Consider the following 16,542-nt stretch of genomic DNA (forward strand, 5'->3'; position numbering starts at 1 on the left):
CTCAGCCGCGAACAACCCGATTCAACCCGAGCGTGATCACATCCGTGCGGTAATACACCTCGGTATGCAACAGCACCGTCTCGTGCGCGGACAAACACGCCTGCTTCACTCGCACCAACGGGAACCCGGCCGGTACCTCGAGCAGCGCGACCGTGGTCCCGTCGGCGAGCACCGGGTCCAGTGCCCCCTGCAGCCGGGCGATGCGCTGCCCGGTTTGCTCGCGGATCACGTCCAGCATCGAGACCCCGACGTCCACCAGCGACCGCGGATCGAACTCCTCGTCGTGATAGTGGGTGGACGCGTAGTCCCGGATCAGCACCGCGGGCGTGCCGTCGACCGCGAACACCCGTTCCACGAGCCACAAAGCGGTCCCCGGGGCGATGTCGAAGAGCTTCTCCAGGCCCTCGTCGGACGTCATCGGCTCGACCGCGGCGTGCGCGAGCGTCGCTTCGTGCCCGTGCCCGTCGATCACCTGCTGGAACGACAGGATCTCGTTCAGGCTCACGGTGACCGGGCCGGTGCGTTCCCGCACGATCGTGCCGACGCCCCACTTCCGCTCGACCAGCCCCTCCACGACGAGGTCGGCCAGCGCCTCGCGCGCGGTGTTGCGGCTCACCCCGATGCGCTCGGCCAGCTTGGCCTCGGGTGGGAGCCGGTCACCGGGCCGGTACTCGTCCCGGATGATCTCCCGCAGCGCAGCGGCTGCCTGTGCTTTCAGCGTGCGGACCATCGCCATCACAGCCACCCCTCCCTTTCCGCCCAGCGGAAGCCGGGTCACGATACCGCGGGTGCCGCCCGGCCCCGCGGAGGTCACAGCGCCGGACCGCCCTTGAACACCTCGGCGAGGATGCTCACGTCGGTGACCGAGCCCAGCTCCGGCAGGTTCGCGATCCCCGAAGCGGTCATCGTCGGGTACACCTTGGTCTTGATTTTCTCCACGTCCAGGGTGAGCAGGCCGTTGCTCCGCGTGAGGTCCGACGACAGGTACGGCACCTGGGCCCGCGCCGCCGCCTTCTGCTGGTCGAGCTTCAGCCCCAGCGTCTTGCCGTACTTCTTCACCGCCAGCTCGGCGGCGGCGTCCGGCTCGGTGATGAAGGCCTGGAAGCCGCGGGCAGTCGCGCGCATGAAGTCGACCACCTTCGCGCGGTTGGCCTCCAGGTAGTTGCGGCCGACCAGGATCGCCCCGGCCAGCAGGTGGTAATTCAGGTCGCTGAACGGCGTGAAGACGTAGTCCTTGCCCTCGGTCATCCCTTGCTGCTGCAAGACGATCGGCGCATTGTCGGCGAACGCGAGCAACGCGTCGCCCTCGCCCTGCAGCAGCGGGCCGACGTCGGTACCCGAGGGCACGAACGAGAAATCCGTGACCTTGTTGATCTTCATCAGGGCGTTCATGTTCGGCCGGTTCTTCGGACCCGCGAGGATGCGTACGCCGTGCAGGTCGGCAGGCGTCCGCACCGGGCGCTTCGCCAGCGACAGGAACCCGTTGGGCTGCCCCTGGTACTGCGTGCCGATGAGCACGACGTCCTTGTGCGCACTCAGGTACTCGAAGAGCCGCACCGTGTTGGACTCGTTGGCCAGCATGGCCTTGCCCGAGTTGAGGACGACCTCGGGAGCAGGCGCGTTCGGCCCGCCGGCGAGGAAGTCCGGCGTCAGGTGGGCGTCGCGGTAGAACCCGCGGTCGTCGGCCAGCCAGTACCCGCCTGCGCCGACGTCGGGCAGGAAGCCGAGCTGGAACGGCAGCGCGGCACCACCGGCGGCACCGGGGCCGTCGGCGGGCCCGGCACCGCACGCGGTGAGCGCGGTCAGCGCGGCAGCCCCGCCGACGAGTCCGAGGAAGGACCGGCGGCTGAGATCGGTATAGGTCATCATTGCTCCTTGCCGGAAAGTTTCAGGTGAACCGCTTGACGACGGTGGTTTCGAGCCAGCCGGCCAGCAGGTACGCGGCGATTCCCACCGCCGCGGCGCAGGCCGAACCGACCCAGACAGCCGGGATGTCGAACGAGTCGAGCCCCTCGGTCAGCACCAGGGCGAGGCCGGGCGTGCCCATCAGGAACTCGGCGACCAGGGCGGCCGCGATCGAGGACGCCGCTGCCACCCGGATCGAGGTCGCCAGCGCGGGCAGGCAGGCGGGCAGCGCCAGCCGCCGGTAGTGCGCCCACCGGGAGGCGCCGTTGACGGAGAACAGATCGTCGCCGTTCGCCGGGATGTCCCGCAGGCCCGAGCTGACGAGGACGAACGTCGGGAAGAAGCTGACCAGTCCGCAGATCAGCCACGCCGACCGGTCGCTGTAGCCGATGAGCCGGCTCAGCACCGGGATCAGCGCCACGAACGGCACCGACCGGATCACCACCGCCAGCGGCGTGATCACGTTGCGGGCGAACGGGGACGCCCACACGCACGACGCCACCACGAGCCCGGCGCCCACCCCCAGCGCCAGCCCGATGGCCGCGGTGCCGACCGTGTGCAGCAACGGAAGCAGGAACTTCGCCGGTTCCTCGCCGAGCCGGCCGAGCAGCTGAGCGGGCGCGGGTACCAGCAACGGGTTCACCGCGCCGAGAGCCGACACCAGCTGCCAGATCGCGACCACGGCGAGGACGAGCCACCAGCGGCGGGCAAATCGACCGACCAGGTTCATGTGAACCGCCTCCGTGCGATGACCTGCAGCAGCGAGAAAAGCCCGTAACCGGCCAGCGCCATCGACGTCGCCAGCACCGCCGCGGCCCACAGCTGGTCGATCTGGAAATTCTGCGCCGAGCTGACGATGATCAGGCCGATCCCGTCCGGCGCGCCGAACCATTCGCCGAGCACCGTGCCCAGCACCGCCCCCGGCGCGGCCAGCCGCAGTGCATCGCACAATCCCGGCACTGCGGCGGGTAGGTACAGGCGGAGAAACCGGGTGGACCGGCCACTGCCGAACACCGTGAAAAGGTCCCGCAGGCCGGTACCGGCGGTGCCGAACGCGCGGGTCGCGGCGACGTACGCCGGGAAGTACGCGGCGATCGCACCGAGCACCAACGGCGCTTCCGTGCGGCCGATCGTGACCACCAGCACCGGCGCAACCCCGATGTGCGGGATGGCGTGTGCCGTCACCGCGAGCCGGTCGAGCCCGTCGCGCACCCCCACGATCGCCTGCCGGAGCGCAGCGATCACCAGCCCGCCGCCCGCGCCGATCGTGAAGGCGCCCAACGCCGACAACGCGGTGGCCGACAGCGCGCTGCCGAACAATTCCCCGGAGCCCTCTTCGAAATACCGCGCCAGCACACTGGTCAGCGACGGGAATCCGGGACCCAGCAAGCCGGACGCGCCGATCAGCTGCCAGGCCACGACGAGGATCACCGCACCCGCCGCCACCTGCGCGCCGGTCCGCACGCCGGTCACGGCTCGTCGCTCCCGCCCGGTGCGTCCAGCAGACCGGTCAGCTGCCGGGCGAGCTGTGCGCTTTCGGGCTCCTGCAGGCTTTCGGCGGAACGCGGACGGCTCGCCGGCACCGGCACCACGGCGTGCACCCGCCCGGGACGGGCCGACATCACCACGATCCGGTCCGACAGCAGGATCGCCTCGTCGATGGAGTGCGTCACCAGCACCGTGGTCACCCCGGTCGCCTGCCAGATCCGGGCGAGCTCGAGGTTCATCCGGCGGCGGGTGATCTCGTCGAGTGCACCGAACGGCTCGTCCAGCAGCAGGACGTCCGGGTCGAGCACCAGCGCCCGCGCAATCGCGACCCGCTGGCGCATCCCGCCGGAAAGCTGTTTGGGACGGGCTTTTTCGAACCCGGCAAGGCCGATCATCTCGACCAGTTCGGCCACGCGGGCCGGGTCCACCGGCCGTTTCGCCAGCCGGAACGGCAGCGCGATGTTCTCTTGCACGCTCGCCCACGGCAGCAGGGCGTGCTCCTGGAAGCAATACCCGACCCGGTGGGCCCGCACCATTTCGGCGGGCGAACGCTCCCCCACCGAGACCGTGCCGTCGGTCGGCGTCTCGAGCCCGGCGATGAGCCGCAGCAGCGTGGTCTTGCCGCAGCCGGACGGGCCGAGCAGGCTCACGAACTCGCCGGACGCGACGTCGAGGTCGACCGGCGCCAGCGCGCGGACCGATTTCCCGCGCCCCAGCGGGAAAACCTTCTCGGCACCGTCGGCGCGAATGCCGGTGGCGGTGCCCCGGCCAGCCCGGGGGTCGCCGCGGGTCTCGGCCACCGCGCCGTTCACCGGACTGCTCCGTCCGTGGGACCGGGTGCCGCGGGGATGCCGTCCATCGCCGTCCTCCAAGCCATCAGAGAGCCAAAGGTCCAATCTCATGTCATACTGACCGCCGGGAGGACCGGGGTCAAGACGGGAACGGAAGGTGCCGGATGGATTTAGTGCTCGACGTGGACACCGGGGTGGACGACGCCCTCGCCCTGCTACTCGCTGTGCGGCACCCGGAACTGACCGTCCGCGCGGTGACGTGCGTGCGCGGCAACGCCTCGCTCGACCAGGTGGTGCGCAACACCCTGAACGTGCTCGACGCAGCCGGGGCACCCGATCTTCCGGTGGCCGCGGGGGCCCGCCGCCCGCTGATCGCCGAGCCGCACGACGCCGGTCACGTGCACGGCAAAGACGGCCTGGCCGATTTGGGGTTACCCGATCCCGCCCGCAGGCCGGACCCGCGGCACGCGGTCGAACTGCTGCGAGACGTCGTCACCGCGGCCGAAGACCGGCTGACCTTGGTGGCGCTGGCCCCGCTCACGAACGTCGCCCTGTTCGTGCGCACCTACCCGGACCTGGCCCGGCAGCTGGCGCGGATCGTCGTCATGGGCGGCAGCGCGGGCGTCGGGAACGCGAGCCCGGTCGCGGAGTTCAACACCTGGCACGACCCCGAGGCCGCCGCAATCGTCCTCGACGCGGGCGTGCCGGTGACGATGTACGGGCTCGACGTCTTCTACCAGCCGGCCGTCGACAGCATCGGCCGCGAGAAGCTTGCTGCGGCGGGAAATCCGGCCGCGGACCTCGCAACCCGGCTCCTGCAGCACGCGCTGGGCAACGGGGAGCCGCGCGTCCCCGCCGGTGGCGCGCCGCTCGGCGACGCGGGCGCGGTGTGCTCGCTGCTGCATCCGGACGGACTGGTCACCGGAAGGTTCCCGGTCCACGTCGAACTGGCGCCGGGACGCACGCGCGGGCAAACGGTCGTGGACCGGCGCGCGCAGCCCGGTGAGCAGGAAATCCACGGGCTGGCCGGAACCGGCGCGCCACTGGTCGACGTCGCGCTGGAAGTCGACGGACCCGGGTACGGCAGGCTCTTCGTGGACACCCTGCTCGGGGTGACCGGATGACCGGTGTGGTGGTGGCCGGTTCGGTGAACGTCGACCGGGTGGTGCTCGTGCAGGCCCATCCGCGCCCGGGGGAAACCGTGCTGGGCCACGGTTTGCGGGTCTCCCCCGGCGGCAAGGGCGCCAACCAGGCGGTGGCCGCCGCTCGTGCCGGTGCGCGCGTGCACCTGCTCGGCCGGGTCGGCGCCGACGCCGAACTCTCCGGGCTGCGGCGCCACGGCGTGGACGTGACCCACACGCTCGCCACCGCCGGAGTACCGACCGGTACCGCGCACATCACCGTGGACGAGGCCGGGGAGAACAGCATCATCGTCCACCCCGGAGCCAATGCGGCAGTGCAACCGTCCGATATGGACAAAGCAGCGGCCGTCATCGAATCCGCCGTGGTTCTGCTTGTCCAGCTGGAAATTCCGCTCGACGCCGCCGTCCGGGCCGCCGAAATCGCGGCGGCAGCGGGGGTGCGGGTGGTCCTCAACGCCTCGCCTGCCGGTGCGGTACCCGAGCGGCTGCTCGACCTTGCCGACCCGGTGATCGTCAACGAACACGAACTCGCCGCGCTCGGACCTTGCGCGGCATGCGTCACGCTCGGACCGGCCGGTGCTCGCTGGGGCGCGCACACTGCACGACCGCCGAAGGTCGAGGTCGTGGACACGACCGGCGCCGGGGACAGCTTCGCCGGGGCACTCGCCGCGGCGCTGGCTGCGGGTTGCGGCGACGCCGAAGCATTGCAGGCCGCAGTCGACGCAGGTGCGCGCGCCTGCACGTGGCACGGAGCCCAGCCACCGGAGCCGAAAGGAAACGCATGACCCGGCCCAACATTCTCTGGATCCTGAGCGACCAGCACAACGCCGACGCCTGGGGCGGCGCGATCCAGACCCCCGCGCTCGACGCGCTCAGCGCCGAGGGCACCACCTTCGGCCACGCATATTGCCAAGGACCGTTGTGTGTACCGGCGAGAGCGTCGCTGCTCACCGAACGCTACGTGAGCGAGCACGGGGTACGCGACAACCGGTGGCAGCAAACCGGCGAACTGCCGACCGTCGTGCAACGCATCCGGGACGCCGGATACCGGACCACCGCAATCGGGAAGATGCACCTCTACCGGTACCCACCCGATGTCCGCGACGGCCGGGAAACCATGCGGCAGCACGGTTTCTCCGAGGCATACGAGATACTCGGCAAGTACGGCGTCATCGGCGGCACCTCGGCCTACACCGAGGAGCTTGAGGAACGCGGCCTGCTGGCCGGGTACCGGGAGTTCCTCGCCGAACGCGACCCGCACCACGGCGCTCCCGGCGATCGCGTCCCGCACTGGACGACCGATCCGGCGCCGCTGCCCGCCGACGCCCATCCGGACGCCTGGGTCGGCAGGCGGACCGCCGACTGGATCCGGGACTACCGCGGAACGGAGCCGTTCTTCCTCTGGGCCGGCTTCCCCGGTCCGCACGATCCGTGGGACGCGCCCGCCGAGTACACCGATCGCTACGACCCGGCGGAGATCCCGCTGCCGCGTTCCCTCACCCCGCCGGAGCCCGCGACCGGCGATTTCGGCCGCTACGTCGACGCGATCCGCCGGTACTGCACCAGCGAAACCGTCGACCTCGACGTGATCCGCCGCGTACGCAGGCATTACTACGGCGCCGTCACGATGATCGACCACTGGATCGGCGCGATCGTCGACGCGCTGGCCGCCCGGCCGGACCTGGCGAACACGTGGATCGTCTACAGCAGCGACCACGGGGAAATGCTCGGCGAGCACCGGATGTTCACGAAATGGCTGTTCCACGAGCCGTCGGTCCGCGTGCCACTGATCATCCGGCCGCCGGGCGGGCAGTCCCCGATCCGGTACGACGAACTCGTCGAGCACCTCGATCTTTCCGCCACGCTGGCCGAACTGGCGGGCGCGCCGCCGCTGCCCGACGCCGACGGACGCAGCCTGCTCCCCGCCGTCTCGGGTGATCTCCGGCCGATCCGCGACGTGGTACGCAGCGAGTGCGAAACGTTCGGTATGTGGCGGACGCGGGACTGCAAACTCGTCGTCGACGAGCAAACGCGCACGCCGGTGCAGTTGTTCGATCTCCAGCGCGATCCGGACGAGGACCACGACGTGCACGCCGATCCCGGGTATGCCGACGTCGTACGGGAAATGATGGACACCCACGTGCGGCCCGATCTCGCCCGGAGCCACGGGCCCGGTTAACCGACTGGTGCGACCAGGTTCGTCATCCGGATCGGACCGTCGAACGGACCCTGCCAGCGGACCGAAACCGTGTCCCCCTTGGTGCCCTTGCCCGGCAAGGTGAAGCGGATGTCCGTTGGCCGCAATGCGCCGTCACCGGTCTCGGTCCAGATGTACACCACCACCTCCCGGCCGTCCACCAAGCGGAACTCGGTGTATTCCGGGTCCTGGCCGCCGCCGATTTCCACCGGGACCGGGGTGCCCGAGGCGGCGAAACTCACGTCGCTCACGGTGCCGCCGATCATGCAGCCCTCGGCGGATTTCCCTTGGAACGTCAGCGAAAACAGGCGCGAGTCCGACGAGGGGGAGACCAGTTCCGACGCGGTGATCTTCACGTCCCGGGCAGCGCACCAGCCGACCGGCTTGGCTCGCGGCGGGGCCTCGTGCGACTCCGTTTCGCGCTGGCCGGCCGGGGACGGCGAGGTCCTCGACGACTGCGGGACCGACGTGGCCGTCGGCGCAACGGATGTCGAAATCGGCGCCTGCACCGGGCTGCCCGGCACCGGAGCGCCGCCACCGCAACCGGTCACCACGACGGCCCCGCCGGCGACCGCCGCCGCGACGGCGAACGGGCGCGTCTTCGGGAACGCAACCATCGGATCCTCCCCACAACATTCGGTTACCGGCCGGGACGCCATCCTCGCGTGGGCTGTTCCCGAACGCCGGACACCGGGGGACAAACGGGCACTCAGCGTGTACGCGTGCACCATCAGCCAAGGTCACGACCACCCGAACGTGTTCGCTTACGATAGGCGGATGACTGTGCGTGGCTACAACCGCCGGGAGCGTCCCGCCAAGCCGGCGTTGAGCCGCGAGAGCATCGTCGCAGCCGCGCTCGACGTCGTCCGCCGCGAAGGCGCCGAGCGGGTCACCATGCGGCAGCTGGCGAAAGAGCTGGACACCGGCCCGGCGTCGCTCTATGTCTACGTCCGCGATACCGACGAACTCCACGCCGCCGTACTCGACGAACTCCTCGGCGAAGTCGCCGCACTCTCCCTCGACGGCGACTGGCGGACGCGCTTGTGGACAGTCCTGTCCGCCTACCGCGACGTGCTGTACCAGCACCCCGGCCTCGCCCGGGTGGCCCTCGTGTCGCCCCTGAACGGCCCGAACTACCTCACGATCGTCGACACCGTGCTCGGCCTGCTCGCCGGTGCGGGCGTTCCGGCCGGACCGGCGGCGTGGTCGGTCGACCTGCTGCTCCTGGTCGCCACCGCGAACGCGGTCGAACACGGCACCCGCCGCACGCACCCCGACGCCGACCGCAAGCACGACGCACTGGCCGAAACCGTCCGCACGATCTCCGCGGACACCCACCCGCACATCGCCGCCGTCCGCGCCGAACTGATGTCGGGCACCGGGGAATCCCGCTCGCGATGGCTGATCGACACCCTGTTGAGCGGCGCCCGCACCATCCCGCTACCGGACTGAAAACGTCCGTGAAGGGAACCATCACGGAATCAGATTCCCTGATGGTTCCCTTCACGGACAAGCAAAATCAGACCAGGTCGTACCGGTCGTTGTTCATGACCTTGTGCCACGCGGCCACGAAGTCACGCACGAACTTCTCCTTGGCGTCGTCGCTGCCGTAGACCTCGGCGACGGCGCGCAGTTCGGAGTTCGAGCCGAACACCAGGTCGTTGCGGGTACCGGTCCACTTGACCGCGCCGGTGGCGAGGTCGCGGCCCTCGAAGGTCTCCGCGTGCGGGCCTTCGCCCTCCACCGGCTTCCACTCCGTGTTCAGGTCGAGCAGGTTCACGAAGAAGTCGTTGGTGAGCGTGCCCGGCCGGTCGGTGAGGACACCCTGTGCCGACTTCTGGTAGTTCGCGCCCAGCACGCGCAGGCCGCCGACCAGCACGGCGAGCTCCGGCGCGCTCAGGTTGAGCAGGTTCGCCTTGTCCACCAGCAGGTACTCCGACGGCAGCGGGTTGGCCTTGCCGCGGTAGTTGCGGAAGCCGTCGGCCGCAGGTTCGAGCGGCGCGAACGAATCCGCGTCCGTCTGCTCCTGCGACGCGTCCGTGCGGCCCGGCGAGAACGGCACCGTGACGGCGACGCCACCGTCCTTCGCCGCCTTCTCGACCCCGGCCACCCCGGCCAGCACGATCAGGTCGGCGAGCGAGATCTTCTTGCCGCCACTCTGCGCGCTGTTGAACGCCTCCTGGACGCCCTCCAGCGTGCGCAGCACCTGGGCCAGCTCGTCGGGCTCGTTGACCTCCCAGCCGCGCTGCGGCTCGAGCCGGATGCGGGCCCCGTTCGCGCCACCGCGCTTGTCGCTGTGCCGGTAGCTCGACGCCGACGCCCACGCCGTGGACACCAGCTGTGCCACCGAAAGCCCCGACTCGAGGATCTTCGCCTTGAGGCCGGCGACATCGGCGTCGGTGACCAGCTCGTGGTCGACCGCGGGCACCGGGTCCTGCCAGATCAGCTCCTCCTGCGGCACCAGCGGGCCGAGGTAGCGCTGGATCGGGCCCATGTCGCGGTGGGTGAGCTTGAACCAGGCCCTGGCGAACGCGTCCGCGAACTGGTCCGGGTTCTCGTAGAACCGGCGCGAGATCGGTCCGTAGATCGGGTCGAGGCGCAGCGCCAGGTCGGAGGTGAGCATGCTCGGCGCGCGGTTGAGGTCACCGGTCTCCGGGTCCGGAACGGTGCCCGCGGCCGCGTTGTTCTTCGGCTTCCACTGGTGCGCACCCGCGGGGCTCTGGGTGAGCTCCCACTCGTAGGTGAAGAGGTTGTGGAAGAACCAGTTGCTCCACTTGGTCGGCGTCGGGGTCCAGGTGACCTCCAGCCCGCTGCCGACCTGGTCGCGGCCCTTGCCGCTGCCGAAGCCGTTCTTCCAGCCGAGGCCCATCTGCTCGATCGGGGCGGCTTCGGGCACCGGGCCGACGTGCACGTCCGGGTCCGCCGCACCGTGCGTCTTGCCGAAGGTGTGGCCACCGGCGATCAGCGCGACGGTTTCCTCGTCGTTCATCGCCATCCGGGCGAACGTCTCGCGGATGTCGCGCGCGGACGCGATCGGGTCCGGGTTGCCGTTCGGGCCTTCCGGGTTCACGTAGATGAGACCCATCTGGACCGCAGCGAGCGGGTTGTCGAGCTCGCGGTCGCCCTTGTACCGCTCGTCACCGAGCCAGGTGCGCTCCGGGCCCCAGTAGATGTCCTCGTCCGGCTCCCATACGTCGGCGCGGCCGCCACCGAAGCCGAAGGTCTTGAAGCCCATCGTCTCGAGCGCACGGTTGCCCGCGAACACCATCAGGTCGGCCCACGAGATCTTCTTGCCGTACTTCTTCTTCACCGGCCACAGCAGGCGGCGCGCCTTGTCCAGGCCGACGTTGTCCGGCCAGCTGTTGAGCGGCGCGAACCGCTGCTGGCCACCGCCGGCCCCGCCGCGGCCGTCGTCGATCCGGTAGGTACCCGCGCTGTGCCAGGCCATCCGGACCATCAGCGGGCCGTAGTGGCCGAAGTCCGCGGGCCACCAGTCCTGGTTGGTGGTGAGCAGCGCGTCGACGTCCCGGGTGAGCTCGTCCAGGTCGACGCTCCGGAACTCCTTGGCGTAGTCGAAATCCCCGTCCATCGGGTCCGCCGCGGGCGCGTGCTTGCGGAGGATCTTCAGGTTGAGCTGGTTGGGCCACCAGTCACGGTTGGCGGCCCCCTCGGACGGGTAGCCCATGCGTCCGGCCGAAACCGGGCACCCCACGTTCGTCTCGCCGGCAGCGGCGTCAGGCGTCTCGGACAACAGAAATCCTTCCGGGAATCGAATCTTTAGCTCAGGAACTGAGCGCGGCGGAACAACCGGGGCATCGGCCCCAGTAGACGACCTCGGCCTCGTCGATGACGAAACCGTGGGTCTGGGCAGCGGTCAGGCAGGGTGCGTCGCCGACCGCGCAGTCGACATCTTCGATGGCACCGCACGTGCGGCACACGACGTGGTGGTGGTTGTCCCCGACCCGGGCCTCGTACCGCGCGACCGAACCGGGCGGCTGGATGCGCCGCAGCAGCCCGGAGTCGGTGAGCGCGCGCAGCACGTCGTACACGGCCTGGTGGGAAACCTCGCCGAGGTCCGCGCGCACCATGCCGATGACGGACTCCGTGTCCACATGCGAATGGGTGTGCACCGCCGCGAGCACGGCCACCCGAGGGCGCGTGACCCGCAGCTGCACACCACGCAGCATCGCTTCGAATTCCGAGGTCGTCGGCACACCCGGAGTCTGCCGCATTTTCTGGAATGAATCAAGAATCTGTCACCCGGTCCGGTTGTCCTCCGCCTGGCGGTCGCTTGACAGCGCGGTCGCGCTACGGTGAGTAGACCCAGGAGACGCACGACACACCCGAGGTGACGCCAGTATGTCCGAGGCCGTCGAATCACCCAGCTCGCACCCCGTCGGGGTCGACACCACGCGCGCGAGCATCGCCCGGGTGTACGACGCAGCGCTGAACGGCACGAACAACTACGAGATCGACCGCCGCGTGCTGGAGCAGGTGGCCACCGTCGCGCCCGAGGTCAACGACCTGGCGTGGGCGAACCGCAACTTCCTCATCCGCGCCTGCCGCTTCCTCGCCACCCAGGGCAAGGTCACCCAGTACCTGGATTGCGGTTCCGGCCTGCCCACGGCGGAGAACACGCACCAGGTGGTGCAGCGGATCATCCCCGAGGCCCGCGTGCTGTACGTGGACAACGACCCGGTGGTGCTCGCCCACGGCCGCGCCCTGCTCGAGGAGAACGAGAACACGCGCTTCATCGACGCGGACATCTTCAAGCCCGAGCAGGTCCTGCAGAACGAAACCGCACGCGAGTTCCTTGACTGGACCCAGCCGATCGCGTTGCTGCAGAACGGAACCCTGCACCACTATCTGGGCGACGACTACGAAGAACTGATGCAGACCTATGTGGACGCCCTGCCGTCCGGTTCGTTCGTGGTGATCGCCCACTTCATGGACCCGCAGACCCCGGAACACAGCGAAATCGCGCGCCGCATGGAAGACAAGTTCACCCACAGCCCCATGGGCAGCGGCCTCTTCCGCACCGAGGACCAGATCGCGCACATGTTCGGCAACACGGAACTGGTGGACCCAGGCCTGGTCCTCTGCGAAGACTGGTGGCCGGACGGCCCCCGCTACACCCCGTTGAACCAGGTCCAGGAATGCATCGCAGGCGGCGTAGGCCGCAAGGCCTGACTCTTTTCACCAGCCGCCAGAAGTCCGTGAAGGGAACCATCACGGAATCAGATTCCCTCATGGTTCCCTTCACGGACCTTCACAGCCCTTCACCACCCACCCGAGCCGCACCCGTGCATCCAGCGGCCCCGGGCACCCAGACCCGGCCCTGCACCCCGATACGAAGCCGAAACACGGCCCGAGGGGGCTTGTCAAGGCATCTTTCCCGCCTTGACAAGCCCCCTCGGGCCGTAGTCACAATCCCGGCTTCGGGGTGCCCCAAACGCAACATTCACAACCGACGGAAATCCAACTCCGACAACGGCGAATCCGGATTCAACACAATCCCCACCGATCGCAAAGTGTCGTCCAGAATCGACCACACCCACCGCCCCAGAAGATCGCTCAACTCCCCCCGGTCAAACCCCCCAGGCGCGTCCAGCCAGTGTGCCGTGCTGGACTCCACCAGCCCCACCAGCCCATACGCGATGGTCTCCGCCACCCGCTGATCCGCCCCGAACAACCCCAGGTAGTACTCGAACAACACCGTCAACTGCCGGGCAATAGCCGCCTTGACATCGGCAACCACATCCCGCGGCCCGGTAACCGACTGCCGCATCAAATACTGATACAACGCCCGATGCTCGGACAACCAGCCGATATGCGCACCAATAGTCGCCTGCACCATTTCCCGCGGCGTCCCCGAAACTCCCCACAACGGCGCGAACTGTGCCCCGATCATTTCCGCCGCCCGCAGCGCAATCGCCCGCTGAAGGTCCGCAGTGTCGGAGAAGTGCTTGTAAATGCGCGTGCGAGCAACGCCGGCCTCGTCGGCGATCTGCTCGGTGGACACCTCCGGCCCGTACCGCGCGATCGCCCGCATCCCGGCTTCCACGAACTCCCGGCGCCGGCGTTCCCGCTGCCCCGCCCACCGCGTGGCCCGGCCGTCGGGCGGAGTACCTGACGACGTCATCCGCGCGAGTGTATCGCCGGGTCAGGTACCGGATACGCCGCTGTACCTGTTACTTTGTGTGGTGAGGGATGACCGTGGGTACCCGGGTTGCGTCGATGTGACCCGGATCACCGGCGGGGAGTGCGTCATCGGCACGCGGGGAGCGAGTCGCGTCGGTGGAGCGAGCGTCGCCCACACGGGTGGCGTGCAGGGAGGAACGCATGGACGGCGAACAGCACCGGCCGGAACTTTCCACCGGCCACCGGGTCACCTACCTGGTCGGCAAGCACACCGGCAGGCGGCAGCTCTGCCGGCGCGGGGTGGTCACCGGCAACCCGGTGGTGGACGAAGGCACGGCAGTCACGTGGGTCCCGGTCCAGGTCGACGGACAGGCACGGGACGCAGACCCGCAGTGGATCGCGGCCGACGCGATCATCGACGTGGTGCGCGCACCGTGACCGCCGACCAGTCCACGGCCACCCCGATTTTCGACGGGGTGGTCGCGGAGTCGGGCGTCGTGTGGACGGAGGAGGACGTGCCGAAGAAGCCGTCCGCCGACGACCAGCGCCGGGGCCAGGGCAAGTAGCTCGCCCCCGGTGTCACGCGCCGGTCCGGCAAGACCGGCGCGGTATTGCCATGCCCGGGTACGAAGTCAGCGGCGAGCCTCGTCCAGATACCGCAGCACGGCCGTCACCCGGCGGTCTGCGCGGTCGTCCGGGGGAAGGTCCAGCTTCGAGAAAATGCTGCGGATGTGTTTGTGCACCGCACCATCGGTCACGACCAGGCGTTCCGCGATCGCGCCGTTGCCGAGGCCTTCCGCCATCAGCGCGAGCACGTCCCGTTCCCGCGGGCTGAGCCGTTCCAGTCCCGAATCCGCGCGAGTGCGGGTGAGCAGCTGGGCCACCACTTCCGGGTCGATGGCCGTACCGCCGGACGCCACGCGGTTGAGCGCCTCCATGAACTCGGTGACCCGGCCGACGCGTTCCTTCAGCAGGTAACCGAGCCGCGCGCTGCCGCCGCCCAGCAGTTCCGTCGCGAAGGCCTGTTCCACGTACGCCGACAGCACCAGCACTGCGAGCCCCGGGCGGCGGCGCCGCGCTTCCACGGCCGCGACGATGCCCTCGTCGGTGTTCGTCGGCGGCATCCGCACGTCGACGACGGCCGTGTCCGGCTCGTATTTGTCCACCGCAGCAAGGAAATCGTCCGGGTTGTCGGTGGTGGCGACCACGTCGAGACCCTCTGCGCGCAGCAGCAGCGCGAGTCCCTCGCGCAGCAATGGGTCGTCCTCGGCGATCACAATCCGCATGGCAGGCTCACAGTCAGGGTGGTCGGTCCGCCGGCGGGGCTCACCAGCGAGAAGGTTCCGTCGAGCGCTTCGACCCGGCGGCGGATCCCGCCGAGTCCCGAACCACCGGTTTCGACCGCGCCCCCGTGGCCGTCGTCGGTGATCCGGACGTGCAGCATGTCCTCGTGGCGGCGCAATACCACGTGGACACTGCGGGCACCGCTGTGCTTCGCGACATTCGTGAGCGCCTCGGCAACCACGAAATACACCGAAGCCTCCACCGAAGCGGCGTAACGGCCGGGCAGTTCCGCGTCGATCGTGCACGGCACCGGGCAGCCGGCGGCAAGTGCGGTGAGCGCGTCGGCGAGGCTCCGGTCGGCCAGCACGGGCGGCAGAATACTGCGTACCACGGCACGAAGCTCGGCAAGCGCCGCCTCGGTGGCGTCCTGTGCCCGGCCGAGGATTTCGTCGACGTCGGCCGACCCGCGGGCCGCCGCCCGCCGCGCCGCACCCACTAGTACGTTCACCGCGACCAGCCGGTTCTGCGTGCCGTCGTGCAAAGCGCGTTCGATCCGCCGCAGCTCGATGGAATGCGCGTCGAGCGCGGCGGCCCGGGTGGCGGTGAGGTGGGCGATGCGCAGGGCGACGTCGGCGTCCGAGCCCGCGGGCAGCAGCCGCCGTCCGGCCAGCGCCTGCAGCCGGGCCATCGCCGGCAGCAGCGCGACCGACAGGAAAACCCAGGCAACGCCGAGCAGCGACACCGAAAACGCGCCGACCAGGTTGTGCACCGGCCACCCGAGCGACGCCGTGGCATCATCCGGCGGCAACAGGTACCAGTAGAGCGGGAAAAGCCCGTCCCGCACGGTGTTGAGCACCATCGTCAGCGCGACGAACCCGAGCGTGAAACTCGCCGGACCGTGCACCAGCACCCACAGCAGCTCACGCTGGGTCGCGCGGTCGCGCAGCGCGGCCCCCAGCCGGGCCGGGCCGGGGCCGGGGCTGATCACGTCCGGTTTCCAGGCGGTGAGCCGGATCCGCTCGCGGTCGGCGACCGCGTGCACGAAGCTCAGCATCGGCCGCGCGAGCACGAGCCCAACGCCGACGAGACACAGCACCGCGACCACGCACACGCCGACCAGCGCCACCAGCGCCAGCACCGCGGTGCCGATCCCGCCGACGAGGTGTTCCAGCGCGTCGAGGGCGGCCCTGGCCCGCGCCGTCCAGGGTCGCGGCCGCGGTTCACCGTCGGCTGACATGGCACCTCCCATGCCGCGGAACCCTAGCCGAGGGGACGCCCGCGCCGACATCGCACAGCGCGAAAGTACAGCCTGCTGTACCTCTAATTCTCCCGCGCACGGGATCGGCGCGGGGCCTGCGGATTCGTAGCGTTAGCGGCATGACGAAACCGACTCCGCAACAGCCCGCCACCGAACCGAGCAACACCCGCCCACTGCTGTGGGGCGTGCTGGTCCTGAGCGCCGGCGGCAACGCCGTCACCTCGGCACTCGGCCTGAACGTCGCCGTCAGCATCGTCTTCGGCGTGGTCACCCTCGCCGCCGGCATCGCACTCATCGCCAACTACCGCAAGCACCGCTGACCCGCTGTCCACAACG

General features: G+C 69.7%; 19 protein-coding genes. 8 read left to right on the plus strand and 11 right to left on the minus strand.

The annotated features are described in order from the left end of the window. Position 1 precedes the first annotated feature (1 nt). The 5 genes from OO71_RS47360 to OO71_RS14145 all read right to left on the minus strand — a co-directional run bounded on the left by OO71_RS47360 (position 2) and on the right by OO71_RS14145 (position 4,205). A complete protein-coding gene (locus OO71_RS47360) occupies positions 2–736 on the minus strand; it encodes a GntR family transcriptional regulator (protein WP_156096293.1) in 735 nt (244 codons plus the stop codon). Positions 737–810: 74 nt separating this feature from the next. Beyond that, complete coding sequence (locus OO71_RS14130) at positions 811–1,866, minus strand: ABC transporter substrate-binding protein (RefSeq protein WP_033290215.1); 1,056 nt, start codon at positions 1,864–1,866, stop codon at positions 811–813. 22 nt (positions 1,867–1,888) lie between these two features. Next, the gene (locus OO71_RS14135) at positions 1,889–2,635 is read right to left on the minus strand and encodes an ABC transporter permease (protein ID WP_051791539.1); all 747 of its coding nucleotides are present in this window, start codon (positions 2,633–2,635) and stop codon (positions 1,889–1,891) included. Beyond that, positions 2,632–3,378, minus strand: a complete 747-nt coding sequence (locus OO71_RS14140) for an ABC transporter permease (RefSeq protein WP_033290216.1) — start codon at positions 3,376–3,378, stop codon at positions 2,632–2,634. The genes OO71_RS14135 and OO71_RS14140 overlap by 4 nt, the downstream gene beginning before the upstream one ends. After that, positions 3,375–4,205, minus strand: a complete 831-nt coding sequence (locus OO71_RS14145) for an ABC transporter ATP-binding protein (protein WP_211260522.1) — start codon at positions 4,203–4,205, stop codon at positions 3,375–3,377. The genes OO71_RS14140 and OO71_RS14145 overlap by 4 nt, the downstream gene beginning before the upstream one ends. A 143-nt stretch (positions 4,206–4,348) precedes the next feature. Between OO71_RS14145 and OO71_RS14150 the strand changes: the two genes are divergently transcribed. The 3 genes from OO71_RS14150 to OO71_RS14160 are packed head-to-tail and all read left to right on the plus strand — an operon-like array spanning position 4,349 to position 7,505. Then, complete coding sequence (locus OO71_RS14150; RefSeq protein ID WP_033290217.1) at positions 4,349–5,308, plus strand: nucleoside hydrolase; 960 nt, start codon at positions 4,349–4,351, stop codon at positions 5,306–5,308. Further along, on the plus strand, positions 5,305–6,111 hold the full coding sequence (locus OO71_RS14155; protein WP_033290218.1) for a ribokinase: 807 nt from the start codon (positions 5,305–5,307) through the stop codon (positions 6,109–6,111). Before OO71_RS14150 ends, OO71_RS14155 begins: the two co-directional genes overlap by 4 nt. Continuing rightward, a complete protein-coding gene (locus tag OO71_RS14160) occupies positions 6,108–7,505 on the plus strand; it encodes a sulfatase family protein (RefSeq protein ID WP_033290219.1) in 1,398 nt (465 codons plus the stop codon). The genes OO71_RS14155 and OO71_RS14160 overlap by 4 nt, the downstream gene beginning before the upstream one ends. On the opposite strand, the gene OO71_RS14165 is transcribed toward OO71_RS14160, so the two are convergent. After that, the gene (locus tag OO71_RS14165) at positions 7,502–8,140 is read right to left on the minus strand and encodes a hypothetical protein (RefSeq protein WP_033290220.1); all 639 of its coding nucleotides are present in this window, start codon (positions 8,138–8,140) and stop codon (positions 7,502–7,504) included. The two genes, OO71_RS14160 and OO71_RS14165, sit on opposite strands and share 4 nt — an antisense overlap. A 160-nt stretch (positions 8,141–8,300) precedes the next feature. Here OO71_RS14165 and OO71_RS14170 point away from each other — a divergent pair, with 160 nt between their 5' ends. Next, positions 8,301–8,975 (plus strand): TetR/AcrR family transcriptional regulator, encoded by a 675-nt coding sequence (locus OO71_RS14170; protein WP_033290221.1) that lies wholly within the window; start codon positions 8,301–8,303, stop codon positions 8,973–8,975. Between the two features lie 67 nt (positions 8,976–9,042). On the opposite strand, the gene katG is transcribed toward OO71_RS14170, so the two are convergent. After that, a complete protein-coding gene (gene katG / locus OO71_RS14175) occupies positions 9,043–11,274 on the minus strand; it encodes a catalase/peroxidase HPI (protein ID WP_033290222.1) in 2,232 nt (743 codons plus the stop codon). Between the two features lie 31 nt (positions 11,275–11,305). Beyond that, positions 11,306–11,755 (minus strand): Fur family transcriptional regulator, encoded by a 450-nt coding sequence (locus OO71_RS14180; RefSeq protein ID WP_425388676.1) that lies wholly within the window; start codon positions 11,753–11,755, stop codon positions 11,306–11,308. A gap of 127 nt (positions 11,756–11,882) precedes the next feature. Here OO71_RS14180 and OO71_RS14185 point away from each other — a divergent pair, with 127 nt between their 5' ends. Further along, a complete protein-coding gene (locus OO71_RS14185; RefSeq protein ID WP_033290223.1) occupies positions 11,883–12,713 on the plus strand; it encodes an SAM-dependent methyltransferase in 831 nt (276 codons plus the stop codon). Between the two features lie 271 nt (positions 12,714–12,984). Here OO71_RS14185 and OO71_RS14190 read toward each other — a convergent pair whose 3' ends face one another. Next, the gene (locus tag OO71_RS14190; protein WP_033290224.1) at positions 12,985–13,665 is read right to left on the minus strand and encodes a TetR/AcrR family transcriptional regulator; all 681 of its coding nucleotides are present in this window, start codon (positions 13,663–13,665) and stop codon (positions 12,985–12,987) included. Positions 13,666–13,865: 200 nt separating this feature from the next. Here OO71_RS14190 and OO71_RS14195 point away from each other — a divergent pair, with 200 nt between their 5' ends. Then, positions 13,866–14,102, plus strand: coding sequence for a hypothetical protein (locus OO71_RS14195; protein WP_051791540.1), 237 nt, complete (start codon positions 13,866–13,868; stop codon positions 14,100–14,102). Next, entirely contained in the window at positions 14,099–14,230 is a 132-nt protein-coding gene (locus OO71_RS52935) for a hypothetical protein (protein ID WP_281178415.1), read from the plus strand. Before OO71_RS14195 ends, OO71_RS52935 begins: the two co-directional genes overlap by 4 nt. 66 nt (positions 14,231–14,296) lie before the next feature. Here OO71_RS52935 and OO71_RS14200 read toward each other — a convergent pair whose 3' ends face one another. Further along, complete coding sequence (locus tag OO71_RS14200; RefSeq protein WP_033290226.1) at positions 14,297–14,950, minus strand: response regulator; 654 nt, start codon at positions 14,948–14,950, stop codon at positions 14,297–14,299. Then, a complete protein-coding gene (locus tag OO71_RS14205) occupies positions 14,938–16,185 on the minus strand; it encodes a sensor histidine kinase (RefSeq protein ID WP_033290397.1) in 1,248 nt (415 codons plus the stop codon). The genes OO71_RS14200 and OO71_RS14205 overlap by 13 nt, the downstream gene beginning before the upstream one ends. A gap of 140 nt (positions 16,186–16,325) precedes the next feature. On the opposite strand from OO71_RS14205, the gene OO71_RS14210 reads away from it, so the two are divergent. Further along, complete coding sequence (locus tag OO71_RS14210; protein WP_033290227.1) at positions 16,326–16,526, plus strand: hypothetical protein; 201 nt, start codon at positions 16,326–16,328, stop codon at positions 16,524–16,526. The last annotated feature ends 16 nt before the right edge of the window (positions 16,527–16,542 follow it).

Origin of the sequence: Amycolatopsis jejuensis, from assembly GCF_000717335.1 — a bacterium.
Classification (GTDB): domain Bacteria; phylum Actinomycetota; class Actinomycetes; order Mycobacteriales; family Pseudonocardiaceae; genus Amycolatopsis; species Amycolatopsis jejuensis.

Bases quoted from the DNA above. Each gene is read 5' to 3' on its own strand.
- OO71_RS14170 (WP_033290221.1), top strand. From the start codon at position 8,301: ATGACTGTGCGTGGCTACAACCGCCGGGAGCGTCCCGCCAAGCCGGCG.
- OO71_RS14155 (WP_033290218.1), top strand. From the start codon at position 5,305: ATGACCGGTGTGGTGGTGGCCGGTTCGGTGAACGTCGACCGGGTGGTG.
- OO71_RS14185 (WP_033290223.1), top strand. From the start codon at position 11,883: ATGTCCGAGGCCGTCGAATCACCCAGCTCGCACCCCGTCGGGGTCGAC.
- OO71_RS14150 (WP_033290217.1), top strand. From the start codon at position 4,349: ATGGATTTAGTGCTCGACGTGGACACCGGGGTGGACGACGCCCTCGCC.
- OO71_RS14200 (WP_033290226.1), bottom strand. From the start codon at position 14,950: ATGCGGATTGTGATCGCCGAGGACGACCCATTGCTGCGCGAGGGACTC.
- OO71_RS14205 (WP_033290397.1), bottom strand. From the start codon at position 16,185: ATGTCAGCCGACGGTGAACCGCGGCCGCGACCCTGGACGGCGCGGGCC.
- OO71_RS14130 (WP_033290215.1), bottom strand. From the start codon at position 1,866: ATGACCTATACCGATCTCAGCCGCCGGTCCTTCCTCGGACTCGTCGGC.
- OO71_RS14210 (WP_033290227.1), top strand. From the start codon at position 16,326: ATGACGAAACCGACTCCGCAACAGCCCGCCACCGAACCGAGCAACACC.
- OO71_RS14160 (WP_033290219.1), top strand. From the start codon at position 6,108: ATGACCCGGCCCAACATTCTCTGGATCCTGAGCGACCAGCACAACGCC.
- OO71_RS14195 (WP_051791540.1), top strand. From the start codon at position 13,866: ATGGACGGCGAACAGCACCGGCCGGAACTTTCCACCGGCCACCGGGTC.
- OO71_RS14165 (WP_033290220.1), bottom strand. From the start codon at position 8,140: ATGGTTGCGTTCCCGAAGACGCGCCCGTTCGCCGTCGCGGCGGCGGTC.
- OO71_RS47360 (WP_156096293.1), bottom strand. From the start codon at position 736: ATGGCGATGGTCCGCACGCTGAAAGCACAGGCAGCCGCTGCGCTGCGG.
- OO71_RS14180 (WP_425388676.1), bottom strand. From the start codon at position 11,755: ATGCGGCAGACTCCGGGTGTGCCGACGACCTCGGAATTCGAAGCGATG.
- OO71_RS14190 (WP_033290224.1), bottom strand. From the start codon at position 13,665: ATGACGTCGTCAGGTACTCCGCCCGACGGCCGGGCCACGCGGTGGGCG.
- OO71_RS14135 (WP_051791539.1), bottom strand. From the start codon at position 2,635: ATGAACCTGGTCGGTCGATTTGCCCGCCGCTGGTGGCTCGTCCTCGCC.